Here is a 13,361-nt window from a genome sequence, read left to right on the forward strand (position 1 = left end):
GGTCAGAACGAACGACTGCCCTGAGGCATACTCAAGCCCGATGTCACGTTGATCAGATCCATCTCACCCATCCCCTTGATATCAACGCACCCAAGCTCCGAGACCTGAAACTCGTCAATCAGGGCATATTTCATCTCTTCCGGGGCCACGATGTTCATGGGGTTGGCAAAGACCTGCAACCGGGATGCGATGTTTACGGCAGGGCCAAACACGTCATAGACATATTTCTGAATGCCCACGACCGATCCGACCGCCGCACCCATCCCCAATCCGATCCGCGCCTGCCACTTATGCGGATGGCTTTCGTTGCGGCGTTCGAGATAGCGCAGGAACCTTACCGCACAATGCGCCACGGCGGTCGCATGATCCGGTGTTGGATCTGGCATACCTGACACGGCCAGATAAGCATCTCCGATCGTTTTGATCCGCTCACACCCGAATTGTTCCACGATCCGGTCAAAGGCCGTGAAGATGTCGTTCAGTTCGCTCAAAGTCACCGTCGGGTCGGTCTTGGCCGCAAAATCCGTGAACCCGACGAAATCCAGCATAACCACCGAAACCTGCTGATACAGCTGCGGCGTGACAACACCGAACGTCTTGAACTCTTCATACACGGCTCGGGGCATCAGGTTCAGCAACAGCCGTTCCACTCTTTCCTTTTCGCGCTCAAGCTCTCGGGTGTTGCGCTCGACCATGGTGGAATAGCTGTCGATCATGCTTTCCAATTCTCGAATGCGGGTGATGTTCTGACATTCCACAATCAGCACCTGCTCGGACAAGCCATTGGCCAATGAGACCGTGACAGCAAAGATCAAGGTCCTGCGTTTCGGCTTTATCTGCAATTCGACCGAGTACCGAAGGCCGGACTGCTTTACATCCTCCAGTTCTTTGGGGTCGAGATCCGACAGAACGTCGCTTAGGGTACTCCCCTTTTCAGGAGTGCCGAACCATTCCGTGAAAGGCCCGTTGTGAAAAACGAATTGCAGGTCGGATGCGCGCACGACGGCGACGCCGACTCCGATTGCACGCAGCAATTGCTCGTTTATCGCCAGAATGCTCATGCCGCATTCCGGGCGACGATGATCGAACGTTTTCCTTCGATCGCGTTCAGCGCAGTTTTGATGTCACCGTCCGACATACCATGCTGACTCAGCGCGTCGCCAAACAGCTCGGCCATGACGTCGAACTCATTGTGCGAAATGTTCAGATGCCGATGAACTGCTTCGATCCTGTCATCACTGAAAGATGCGGGCCCGCCAATCAAGGACGAGACGAACTTGGTTTGATGGTCGATCAAACGCGGCATATCAATGTCTTCGAAATGATGGCCGATCTCATCCGAATCCAGCGCCATTTCATAGAAGGTCATCACGACCCGGCTGATCGTTTTGAAACCGCCATATTTCTCATAAAGTGTCTGTGCCACACGAATACCCGCGCGTTACCAATCAATAACCCCACAACTTTATATCAAATCGATATTTTTGTTAACGCTTATGATTTTCTGGCCCGGAAGGATCAAAAACCGTCTTGCCGCACAGGAAATCCTGCCAGAGCACTGCTGAGGTCGAAGCGGACCCTTCATACGTTCGTTGAGAATGGGACACGAAGGAAAGGCAACACCATCAGCGGGATTGTCTTTTGACTGATCCTGAAGCGCTCTGATGGGCTGGGCCGGGTCAGTTTTGAACGCAAGCCCGCCCTTCTGACAGAAAACTTCGCCTGATCCCCCCAAAACCCACCGTTCAAAGAGAATTTCGTTTCAATACGGCGTGTCCTCATGTTCACATGCAGGAAAATGGCACAACAATTGAAAGGACCAAAAGTGCAGGAACATGGATATGCGTCCGGGCGACTGAATCTTCCTTTTGTCGGAATATCGACCTTCGCAAAATCTCCATATGTCGAGAACTGGGACAGAATCGAGGCCGATGTTTGCGTGCTCGGCGCGCCGTTCGACTTTGGAACCCAATGGCGCCCCGGCGCACGTTTTGGTCCGCGGGCCGTGCGAGAGGCATCGACCCTTTTCAGTTTTGGCCACGCCGGCGCCTATGATCATGAGGATGACGCGACCTATCTGGACAGCTCGGTTCGGATCGTCGACCTGGGCGATGCGGATATCGTCCACACCAAGACCGAGACGAGCCACAAGAACATAGCCTTTGGTGTGCAGAAAATTCTCGCAGCCGGGGCACTTCCGCTGGTGATTGGCGGTGATCACTCGGTCAACATCCCCTGCATTTCCGCATTTGAAAGCGACTGCGCCGAAAACGGCCCGATCCATGTTGTTCAAATCGATGCGCATTTGGACTTTGTAGATGAACGTCACGGCGTCACCAACGGGCACGGAAATCCCATGCGCCGCGCGATCGAGAAAGACTATGTTTCAGGGATGACCCAGCTGGGCATTCGAAACGTATCGTCCACCGCCAAGGAAGGGTATGACGACGCGCGTGCGCGCGGATCGGACATCCTGTCCGTGCGGCAGGTTCGCAGATTGGGAACAGAGGCCGTTCTTGACCGTATTCCCGAAGGCAAACGGTACTATGTAACGATCGATATCGATGCGTTCTGCCCCTCGATCGCGCCCGGAACCGGCACTCCGAGCCACGGAGGGTTCTTGTATTACGACATTCTGGAAATCCTTCAGGGGCTGGCAAAAAGGGGTGACGTGGTGGGCATCGATCTGGTCGAAGTGGCCCCCGCTTACGACCCCACTGAAAGCACTCAGATTCTGGCGGCGCAGCTGCTGTTGAATTTTCTGGGTTTCATTTTTCACGAACGTGCCCGACGCGAGTGAAAAGCGGGTGGAGCGGAAGCTCCACCCAAAACCTCAGGCGTCGATAATGTTGTGTCCTGGCCCGTAGGGGAAGCCTGTGATGTTTTCGGCTCCGTCTTCGCCCACCACCAAAATATCGTGTTCCCTGTAACCGCCTGCACCGGGCTGGCCTTCGGGGATCCACAGCATCGGCTCGATCGACACCACCATGCCGGGTTCCAGCACTGTGTCGATGTCTTCGCGGAGTTCCAGACCGGCTTCGCGACCATAGTAGTGGCTCAGAACACCAAACGAGTGCCCATAGCCGAAGGAACGATATTGAAGCAGACCTTCGTCGGCAAAGAACCGGTTGATCTCGGCGGTGATACCGGAACATGTGGCACCGGGTTTGATCAGGCTCAATCCAAGTTCATGCGCGGCCACATTGGCCTTCCACAGGCGCAGGCTGTCGGCATCCGGCTCACCTAGAAACAAGGTCCGCTCCAGGGCGGTGTAATAGCCCGAGATCATCGGAAAGGTGTTCAGCGACAGGATATCACCTTTTTGCAACGCGCGTTTGGTGACCGGGTTATGCGCGCCGTCGGTGTTCAAACCCGACTGAAACCAAACCCATGTGTCGCGGTATTCGGCATCCGGATAGGCCCGCGCGATTTCTACTTCCATCGCGTCTCGACCAGCCATCGCAATTTCGATTTCGGTTGCGCCTTCGCGGATTGCGGCATGGATCGCAGCACCACCCACATCGGCCGTGCGCGCTCCACCCTTGATCAATTCGATCTCTTCAGCGGATTTGATCATCCGCGCAGCCATGGTGTCGGCCGCGATGTCAACCAACTCTGGCTTGTCCAGCGTGTTCAGCGCCGTGTCGCGCGCCGCAAGCGTCATGTGGTCGCCTTCGATGCCGATCCGCTTTGCATTCCCGATCAGGCTCGCAACTGCCCGCCAGTAGTTGTCGCGTTTCCAGTCAGTATAAATCACATTGTCTTCAACCGACCGGCGCCAGGGTTGTCCGGCATCAATATTGGCGGAAACGGTAGTGCAGTTGTCTTGGGTCACAACACAGCCATAGGGGCGCCCGAACGCACAGTACAGAAAGCCTGAATAATAGGCGATGTTCTGCATCGATGTCAGCAGCACTACCGGTATATCCCGCTGGGCCATGATCGCGCGCAGCTTGCCAAGACGGCGGTCATATTCGGCTTTGCTGAACGGCAACGGGGCCTTGTCGCCATTATGGCAGGTGAAGAACTGAGGGCGGTTAGAAATGTCAGTCATCATTGGTCTCTCATCTATGCCGGGCATGCATTTTCCCGGCCACATGTCCCGGCGTTCAGGACAGGCGGTCTCGGGGTCCGAGAGCCGATCACCTCCGTAGTCGCCGCGACGCCATCGCGGCAGAGATGAACAGGTGAATCGTTAGATCAGACGATTTGCTGCGTCAAGCGGGCGAAAGGCCCCGCAGACGCTCCGACCGACGCCGCAACAGTTCAACCGTCGTCAACAGGGCAATGGATAGGACCACAAGGATTGTGGCGACTGCCAGAATGGTTGGACTGATCTGTTCCCGCAGACCGGTGAACATCTGCCACGGCAATGTCTTTTGCGAGGCGGAGCCCACAAACAAGACCACGACCACTTCGTCGAACGATGTGATGAAGGCAAACAGGCCGCCCGAGATTACGCCCGGCAATATTAATGGCATCTGTATCTTGAAGAAGGTCCTAACGGGCCCTGCGCCCATATTGGCAGCCGCCCGTGTCAGAGATCGATCAAAGCCCACCAGGGTCGCCGTCACGGTAATGATCACAAAGGGAATACCCAGCACGGCGTGGGCCAGGATAACTTTCAGATAGCCTACGAAGTTCTTGTTCATGCCAAGTGTACCTTCGAGGAAACGCCCGATATCACTGTAGAAAAAGAACATACCCGTCGCCGAGATGATCAGCGGAACAATCATCGGCGAAATCAGAATTCCCATGATCGCACGGCGTCCTGGAACGTGAGACTGGCTGAGCCCGATCGCGGCCAGCGTTCCTAACGTTACCGAGATAACCGTCGCAATCGGCGCGATGATCAGCGAATTCTTGAAGCTGCGTTGCCATTCGTTGTTGGTGAAGAAATCTCGGTAATGCTTCAGCGAATAGCCTTCCGGATCAAGCCGCAGCATCTCGGGCGTGAAGGTGAAGAAATCTTGCGCGTTGAAAGACAACGGCAACACCACGAGAATCGGCGTGATCAGAAAGACGAAGATCGCACCACAGATCACGCGAAACAGGTAGTGATAGAAAACCTGTTGTGCCGTTAGGTATGGCAGCAACTTGCGCCGATACCGCCCCTCATACAACCAGAAGATAAACCAGGCGAAAAACCAGCCGCCGAGCAGCCCCAATACACCACCCATCAACCCGGCCACTAAAAAACCCACGACGCCGAATCCGATGATATTGATCAAGCGTGCGAGGTTTTCGTTCTTCACGATATTTATGTAGACCCAGGCCAGCCCCGCGATCAGGACGGCTCCGCCCAGTATGCCCAGAAGGACCGAACCATTTCCGGCCCCGACGAAAATGCCGGCAAAGGCCCCGGCAAGTGCCACACTGGGCAAAACCATGGACATGGGTTTGCGGGATATCGGTGTCAGTGCTGCCATCTTGATTATCCCAACTTCACGTTATCGATGCCTACGATCTTGTCGTAGACCCAGTAGAGCAACAGCACGACCGCCAGAAGGATCGTACCCAAGGCCGCAGCCAGCCCCCAGTTCAGTGAGGACGAGATGTGATAGGCAATCCGGTTCGAGATGAAGACGCCCTTGGTGCCGCCCACGATCTCGGGCGTGATGTAGTACCCAATCGCCAGAATGAACACGAGGATCGAACCGGCACCGATTCCGGGCACGGATTGCGGGAAGTAGATGCGCCAGAACGTCGTCCAGTTCGTTGCACCCATGGATTTGGCCGCACGCGTGTAAGACGGCGGAATGGTCTGCATCACCGAATACATTGGCAGGATCATGAACGGCAAAAGGATGTGTGTCATCGCGATGATGGTGCCGATCTGGTTGTTGATTATGATCAGGCGAGCGTCATCAGCGACCAGCCCCAACCAAACGAGGGTATCGTTAATAACTCCCTGTTGCTGCAACATGACCTTCCAGGCGGACGTTCGAACCAGAAGGGACGTCCAGAAGGGCAAAAGGACAAGTATCATCAACAGGTTCGATACCCGCATCGGAAGTGTCGCCAACAAATAACTGACAGGATAAGCAAGCAGGATACAAGCACCTGTTATTACGAGCGACATGAACAGAGTACGTCCAAAAAGCTTTATCAGGATTTGCTTGTCTTCGGGTTGGGCCTGTGCGCCTTCCGGGGTTCTGCGCATATCGACGGCATTCAGGAAGTAACCATTGGTAATCGCTGGTGAGTGGGTCTTGATCACTCGCCAGGTTTGCGGATCTCCCCATCCGTCATGAATCTCGATCAATTTTTCCTTGAACGGCCCATCCGTTTCAGGGTCCAGTTTTTTGATCTGGCGCCCGGACCTGCGGAACATCGAAGACATGCCAGTCTCTTCGTAGTTCAAACGCGAACCGAGCCTTGTGTGCTCTTTGTTGTCAATCGCAACAATCATGTCGCGGACAAAGGCCTCGTATACATCCTCACCCGGCAACTCACCTGACTGCTCGTCCCAGTTATTCAGGGCTTCTACGGTCAAGGGAAGCGTGTCTGACACGATACTGTTTTCAACGGACCTGAACAGCATCGATGCAATGGGAACGATGAATGAAAACAGGACAAAGAGGAGAAGCGGAGCAACCAACAGCAACGCCCGGAGCTTTTGCCTGCGTAGCGACCGCGCCAGCGACTGCTTGAGCGGTGTTCCATCAGCGGCCAGCATAGGGCCCGCGTTTTGGGTGGCGTCGGTCATTGTTGCCCCTTGGCTTTTTTGGGGTCAGGGGCAGTTTCCCGCCCCTGACAGTGTCACCAATTCAAAACTGGATTATTGCGCCAGCCACGCCTGGAATTTGGCGTCGATGTCGTCACGGTAGTCCGCCCAGAACTCATAGTTGTACAGGAACGTGTTCTTGGCGTTTTCCGGATCGGTTGGCATATGGGGTGCCATATCGATACCCAGTTCGGCATGCTTACCCACCAGCGGAGCCGACGATGCACGGGCCGGGCCGTACGAGATGTACTTGGCCTGATCCGCCAGACGCTGGGTATCGGTCGCGAACATGATGTAGTCCAGCGCGCGCTTCTGACGCTCTTCGCTCAGACCAGCGGGAATGATCCAACCATCCAGATCGAACACCTGAGCGTCCCAAAGCATGGCGACCGGCTGCTTCTGCTCTTCGATTACGCTGAACAAACGGCCGTTATAGGTAGAACCCATGACAACCTCTCCATCGGCCAGCAGCTGCGGCGTGTCGGCACCCGCGGACCACCAGACAACGCTGTCTTTGATGGTGTCTAGCTTGGCCAGCGCCTGATCCTGACCTTCCGGAGTGGCCAGAACGTCATAGACATCTTCCTTCGCGACGCCATCGCACAAAAGGGCCCATTCCATATTGTTGATCGGGCGCTTTTCCAACGAGCGCTTGCCGGGGTAAGCTTCCAGATCGAACACAGCGCAGATATCGGTTGGGGGTGTATCGCCGACCAGGTCAGTACGGTAACCGAAGGTGGTTGAGTACACGATCTGCGGAATAAAGCAGTCGCTGACCAACAGGTCCCCGAAATCTTCGGAGGCAGGTGTGCCATCCGGCGCGGGGGCAAGCTGGGTGTCAAAGTCGATTTCCAGCGCAAGCCCTTCGTCACACAGACGAATTGCGTCTGCGGCCACAACATCGACCACGTCCCAGGTGATATTGCCGGCTTCGTTCATCGCGCGCAGTTTTGCAACCGCTTCGGCTGAGCTGTCATCATTCAGGATGGTGACACCTGTCTTTTCAGAATAGGGCTCGTGATACGCCTTCAGCTGCGATTTGGAATAAGCGCCGCCCCAGGAAACGATCGTCATTTCCTCGGCGAACGCACCGCCGGCAACCGCCCCAACTGCAGCTGCTGTCAACAATGTTTTGGTTTTCTTCATGAATTACTCCCAGTTCTTCCCGTTTATGTGTGTGGTCGACTGATGCACGGGTTTTCACCAGCCGGTCCCTCAGTGAGGTCGCGCTTGTTCCGCGCGACTTGGCCTATGCGTCGAGCGCACGACAATCCTGAGCCAGCCAGCCGATCTCGATCTCCTGACCTGGGGTCAGGCGGATTGCGTCTGGCGCGTTCCGTGTTTTGACGATGAATTCATCATTTCCTGCAACGGACATGCGGAAACGGAATACGTCACCCATGTAGATGAATTCTTTGACAGTCGCTTTCAGCGTATGAGCATCGGCGTGCAAGCGATCCTTGTTGAATTCCACCCGCTCAGGCCGGATTGACACCTTTGTCCTTTCACCCGGATTGCGAACATTGATCGGAACCGCGTCAATTTCAGAGCCATCATCAAGTTGGACAAGGCATGTGTCGCCATCAATCGATTTAATGACACCTTCCAAGGTGTTGTTTTCCCCGATGAATTGGGCAACAAAGCTGTTTTCTGGTTCTTCATAAAGCTGATCAGGCGGTGCAAGCTGCTGAATACGGCCATCATCGAACACAGCGACACGATCCGACATAGTCAACGCTTCGGTCTGGTCATGCGTCACATAGACTGTGGTAATTCCAAGCTCATGCGCAAGACGCGTGATTTCAAACTGCATATGCTCGCGCAGCTGTTTGTCCAGTGCGCCCAGGGGTTCATCCATCAACACCAGTTCGGGTTCAAAAACCAAGGCGCGCGCCAAGGCTATTCGTTGTTGTTGACCGCCAGACAACTGAGCCGGGCGTCGCCCACCAAACGCACCCATCTGAACCATGTCCAGGGCCCGTTGAACCTTTTCATCCCGTTCAGACTTGCCCAATTTGCGAACTTCCAAGGGGAATGAAAGATTTTCGGCCACCGTCATATGCGGAAACAGGGCGTAGTTCTGGAAGACCATGCCAATCCCACGCTTGTGTGGAGGGATATTGTTGATGGGCTTCCCGTCAAGAAGGATTTCGCCATGTGTGGCGGTTTCGAATCCGGCAAGCATCATAAGGCAGGTAGTCTTTCCAGACCCGGACGGCCCGAGCATGGTCAGGAATTCGCCTTTAGGCATTGCAAGGTTGAGATCTTTGACAACGAGATTCTCGCCATCATAAGATTTTTGTACGCGTTGGAATTCAACAAACGCGGCATCAGTATTTGTGTCGGTCACAAGACCCCCTGTTGCGTCAAATGATTATCCGAGAGTTGCGGATTTCATTGATCTGTAGTCAGCAGTTAAGACCATGCAGTAGGCACTTGGCAACAATAGATGACGCATTTGCGAGTTTTCATGTCATTTTTGCGGTTTCAATCAGCAATATTGAGGCGACCCATATGCCATGCAAGACTTTGATTGCTTGAAAGAACAGGCTTACCAATCCGTTTGCGAATCTCAGGGATTGCTTCAATGGTCCGAAGGTTGGTGCAGCTAATGAATACCGCTTCTACCGACGGATCATATCCCAATTCTGTCGCAGCTTCGATCACGGACTGCACCGAAATCCGAGCAACCTTTGCCTCTTCGGCCTGCCCGAATGTCCCGAAAACATCCATGGTTATTCCGTTTTCCGAAAACGCGGCACGCAGCGGTGCGTTGACCTCTTCGACATAAGGCGACAGCAGCGCAAACCTGGACACGCCAAGATCCGCGGCGCAGGCCGTGGCCGCGCGCAAAGGGTTCGTAACCTCTTTTGTATTGCACGACTGTTTGACAAGTTCCTCCACACGTTCTGATCCAATGACGGAACTTGCGGACGTGCAGCCATAACCCACCACCCGGAAAGGACGCGCGCTGGGCAGCAATCCCGCCGCCGCCGGCAGGGCCTCTTCCATCTCGGCCAGGGTTTCCGGTGTCACTTCAATGCCGCTGGGTATCCGTGTTACATACAACGGGTTTTTCCGGTCCGAGAAAATCTTGCTGAATTCCGGCTCGATCGTCTCGTCGACCTGAAGAACAATCAATCCAAGCGGCGGGGCTTGCGGGTCGTCCTCGTCAAGCGTGTATGGCACGTAGGTCATAGCTGGATCATCTCCGGCCCGATACGCGGGCTGATAAAGCGCGGAACATCGTCTGTTACGACGATGTTTTCTTCGTGAACCAAGATCTTGCCACCAACGGCAATGCCCGGCTCCAAGGTCAGCACCATGCCTGGCTCAAGAACTGTCTGGTCCGTCGGGATGAGCGACGGCCATTCGGTCAGCGACATTCCCAACCCGTGCCCCAACCGACCGGCATCTGTGCTTTCGGATGCCTTGGTCAGCACGGTGTTCATGGCATGAAACAGCTCTGCTGCGGTGGCGCCGGGGCGGGCGATTTCGAATGCGGCATCCGACGCCTCGATCAGCCTGGCGTAAGCAGATTTCACGTCGGGATTTGCCGGGCCGACCGACCAGTTGCGGTCGAAGTCACTGAAATAACCATCCCAGACCAAGCCGGTATCAAGCATCAGTACATCGCCATCCTTCAAGGGGGACGAAGACGCCGGCGAAATCACGTCAGAGTAACCGCCCTGCTCTGCCCCACCTGCGAGATACGGCACCCAGTCGGCACCCTCTTCCAGACAGAGTATCTGGAAACCGCGAAATACTTCATCCAAAGGCACGCCTGCCCGAGCAATCTCGGGAACTCGGGCGAAGGCCCGACCGGCTATGGCGCATGCGGTTTCGATCTTGGCGATTTCCGCCTCGGATTTGACCATGCGAAGTTGGCGCAAAATACCGTGATCTCCGGTGATGTGGCGCGAACCGAGTCTGTTTCGCAGGCGTTCAATATCCGACATGGGCATACGCGCGTGCGTCTCGTGACCATCGGGCATTCCAATACGACCTTTGACGGGTGTCAATTCCGTCAGGGCATCCGTTAAAAGCGAGACGCCGTCATCCTGAAGGTCGGGTGAGCTCCATGTTCGGATGTCGTCGATCCAGGTTTGCCCCATCAACGAGGCGCCAATCGAAGGGATAACCGCAACCGGTTTACCGGCCGCAGGCAGGATCAGGAACCACGGGCGGGTCGGGCTTTCCCAGAATCTGGTCAGGTATCCGGTAAAGTAACGCACGTCGGTTTCCGTGGTCAGCAGCAGCGCCGACAGGCCAGCGGCATTCATCATCACCTGTGCGCGTTCGGTGCGCGCTGAGAATTCTGCTGGCTCGAACCCTCTCATCCGGCGGCCTCAGAGGTAGAGCGCCGCACGCAGCCTGAACCGTTGAAACGACACCGCTTGAATGGCCCGGTGCTATGGCCCGTTCGGTGTAGATTGATATCGGTTTTCATGCAGCCCCCTGAATTTTCGTTCGTTGACGTGAGCGGATCGGTAGGGTTCTGTCAACCAAAGTCTTTTGTTGAACGGAGGCACAAATGACCCACTCTGATCCAGCCTTCAGCCGGGCGGAATATGATCGCCGCCTTGCCAAGACCCGAAAGGCGATGGCCGCAAAGGGAATTGACTGCCTTTTTGTCGAAGACCCCTCGAACATCGGATGGCTCACCGGGTACGAGGGCTGGTCTTTTTACGTTCACCAGGGTGCCTTGATCTTTCTTGACGCGGACCCGATCTGGTGGGGGCGCCGGCAGGATGCAAACGGTGCGCTGCGCACGGTGTGGATGGGGGACGATCGGGTTTTCGGATACGCGGATCACTTCGTGCAGTCGACCACACGGCATCCAATGCAGGACCTGGCCAAACTTATTGCGGACCGCGGATACGGCCAAAGCCGAATTGGGGTGGAACTGGACAATTATTACTACTCGGCCAAAGCCCATATTACTCTGACAACGGAACTGCCCGGGGCGACCCTGATCGATGCAACGGCCTTGGTCAACTGGCAACGGGTCGTGAAATCCGACGAAGAAATCGCCCTGATGCGCAAGGCGGCCCGGATTTCAGAGTTTGTAACTGACGGCGTGCTTGAGCGCGTTGAACCCGGCCTGCGCAAGAACGAGCTGGTCGCACAGATTTACCATGACGCAATCACGGGCGTCGGTGATGACTGGGGGGATTACGCAGCCATCGTCCCACTTTTGCCGTCCGGGTCAGATGCTGCCGCGCCGCATTTGACCTGGAATGGAGATGTGTTCAAATCGGGCGAATGCACCTTCTTCGAACTCTCTGGCTGCTATCGCCGATATCATGCTCCGTTCTGCCGGTCGGTATTTCTGGGTCAACCGCCTGATTATCTCAAAAGGGCCGAGGCGGCCTTGGTCGAGGGGTTGGAAGCGGGTCTGGAGGCTGCACGCCCCGGCAATCGCGCGAAGGATATCGCCAAAGCGCTGGCGGCGCCTCTCGAAGGTGCGGGGATCGAACGCGGTGCTCGCTGTGGCTATCCTGTCGGCCTCAGCTATCCTCCGGACTGGGGCGAACGCACGATCTCGCTGCGGGACGAAGACAATACGATCCTCGAAGCAGGCATGACGTTTCACTTCATGCCCGGGCTCTGGATGGATGATTGGGGGCTTGCGATCACCGAAACCATCCTGATCAAAGAAAACGGTCCCGCAGAGTGTCTGTGCAAACGACCACGCAAAGTATGCGTCAAGCCCTGAGTGGTGCACGAACGATCCTAGGCCCGCGCCTGATCAAACACGTATCTGTTCAAGCAACCAGTCCCGAAACAATGCGGCCGCCGGATTGCTGGCGTCGGCGGAAAGATAATACCCTTCGTTGCAGTCGACGGTGCTGTCATGTGCGCTTTCGACAAGACCGGTTATCATCGCATGTTTCGCCAGAAACTCGCTGATCAGGGCAACCCCGCTGCCATGAACCGCCAATTGAAGCGCCATGCCGAACGTATCGACGAAAACGGCAGGCTGCCGCTGCACGCACTGCTTGTCGAACCACGTCTTCCATCCGCTTGACGTGCCGACTGCCTCTATCAATGGAAGGTCAAACGGATCCCCTGCAAGCGTCGGCGCCTTGAGAGCGACAAGCCTGTCCGGCCACAAACGTTCGCCCCCCCCGCCCACTTGTTTTTCGGACCCGAACCTGACCTGAACGTCAGCTTGCGACGCGTGAAAATCGTCAGGCCAGATTGCGCTGAGCAGCCGCACGCTGATCTCTGGATTGCGGGTGGTGAAGTCCGCGAGGTTTGGGGCGATGACCCATTGCGCGACACTGACAGATGTGGCCACTGTTAGGACATCTCCTGGTGCGCTAGCGTCGGCCCTTCCGGCGGCGGCGGCAAGCGCCTCAAGCGCACTGCCGACTTCGGGCAGCAGTTTCCGCCCTGCATCCGTCAGGGCCAGACTGCGCGGATGCCTTATGAAAAGCGCTGTTCCCAGACGCATCTCAAGGGATTTCACCTGCTGACTGACGGCCGATTGGGTCAGGCCGATTTCCTCGGCGGCCGCGGTAAAACTCAGGGTCCGGGCCGCCGCCTCGAAGGATCGGAACCAGGTCAGGGGGGGAAGTGATTTTGCCATTGATCAAGTTAGCCATTAATCTTTTTAATGCGAAAGCAC

Annotated in this window: 12 protein-coding genes; 2 read left to right on the forward strand and 10 right to left on the reverse strand. The window is 55.9% G+C overall.

All coding sequences use genetic code 11. The features are described 5' to 3' along the window. Nucleotides 1–2 precede the first annotated feature (2 nt). Both ACR0A2_RS04280 and ACR0A2_RS04285 read right to left on the reverse strand, forming a co-directional pair. Nucleotides 3–1,061, reverse strand: coding sequence for an adenylate/guanylate cyclase domain-containing protein (locus ACR0A2_RS04280; RefSeq protein ID WP_171116220.1), 1,059 nt, complete (start codon nt 1,059–1,061; stop codon nt 3–5). After that, entirely contained in the window at nt 1,058–1,426 is a 369-nt protein-coding gene (locus ACR0A2_RS04285) for a group I truncated hemoglobin (protein WP_170344571.1), read from the reverse strand. Before ACR0A2_RS04285 ends, ACR0A2_RS04280 begins: the two co-directional genes overlap by 4 nt. A 399-nt stretch (nt 1,427–1,825) precedes the next feature. Here ACR0A2_RS04285 and speB point away from each other — a divergent pair, with 399 nt between their 5' ends. After that, nucleotides 1,826–2,800, forward strand: a complete 975-nt coding sequence (gene speB / locus ACR0A2_RS04290; RefSeq protein WP_480834470.1) for an agmatinase — start codon at nt 1,826–1,828, stop codon at nt 2,798–2,800. A 33-nt stretch (nt 2,801–2,833) separates the two neighbouring features. On the opposite strand, the gene ACR0A2_RS04295 is transcribed toward speB, so the two are convergent. From ACR0A2_RS04295 to ACR0A2_RS04325, 7 genes are all read right to left on the reverse strand, one after another. Beyond that, complete coding sequence (locus tag ACR0A2_RS04295; protein WP_480834144.1) at nt 2,834–4,054, reverse strand: aminopeptidase P family protein; 1,221 nt, start codon at nt 4,052–4,054, stop codon at nt 2,834–2,836. A gap of 163 nt (nt 4,055–4,217) precedes the next feature. After that, complete coding sequence (locus ACR0A2_RS04300) at nt 4,218–5,429, reverse strand: ABC transporter permease (RefSeq protein ID WP_480834145.1); 1,212 nt, start codon at nt 5,427–5,429, stop codon at nt 4,218–4,220. Nucleotides 5,430–5,434: 5 nt separating this feature from the next. Then, a complete protein-coding gene (locus tag ACR0A2_RS04305) occupies nt 5,435–6,709 on the reverse strand; it encodes an ABC transporter permease (RefSeq protein WP_152457798.1) in 1,275 nt (424 codons plus the stop codon). Nucleotides 6,710–6,781: 72 nt separating this feature from the next. Further along, on the reverse strand, nt 6,782–7,873 hold the full coding sequence (locus ACR0A2_RS04310) for an extracellular solute-binding protein (protein ID WP_152457797.1): 1,092 nt from the start codon (nt 7,871–7,873) through the stop codon (nt 6,782–6,784). A gap of 103 nt (nt 7,874–7,976) precedes the next feature. Further along, the gene (locus ACR0A2_RS04315; protein ID WP_152457796.1) at nt 7,977–9,077 is read right to left on the reverse strand and encodes an ABC transporter ATP-binding protein; all 1,101 of its coding nucleotides are present in this window, start codon (nt 9,075–9,077) and stop codon (nt 7,977–7,979) included. Nucleotides 9,078–9,214: 137 nt separating this feature from the next. Beyond that, nucleotides 9,215–9,925: a maleate cis-trans isomerase family protein gene (locus ACR0A2_RS04320; RefSeq protein ID WP_480834146.1), complete on the reverse strand. Its 711-nt coding sequence runs from the start codon at nt 9,923–9,925 to the stop codon at nt 9,215–9,217. Continuing rightward, nucleotides 9,922–11,067, reverse strand: coding sequence for a M24 family metallopeptidase (locus ACR0A2_RS04325; protein WP_480834147.1), 1,146 nt, complete (start codon nt 11,065–11,067; stop codon nt 9,922–9,924). Before ACR0A2_RS04325 ends, ACR0A2_RS04320 begins: the two co-directional genes overlap by 4 nt. 194 nt (nt 11,068–11,261) lie before the next feature. On the opposite strand from ACR0A2_RS04325, the gene ACR0A2_RS04330 reads away from it, so the two are divergent. Continuing rightward, on the forward strand, nt 11,262–12,446 hold the full coding sequence (locus tag ACR0A2_RS04330; RefSeq protein ID WP_480834148.1) for a M24 family metallopeptidase: 1,185 nt from the start codon (nt 11,262–11,264) through the stop codon (nt 12,444–12,446). Between the two features lie 33 nt (nt 12,447–12,479). Here the strand turns inward: ACR0A2_RS04330 and ACR0A2_RS04335 are convergent, their stop codons facing one another. Further along, nucleotides 12,480–13,322, reverse strand: coding sequence for a LysR family transcriptional regulator (locus ACR0A2_RS04335; protein ID WP_480834150.1), 843 nt, complete (start codon nt 13,320–13,322; stop codon nt 12,480–12,482). Nucleotides 13,323–13,361: the final 39 nt, after the last annotated feature.

Source organism: Ruegeria sp. H8, assembly GCF_056532905.1.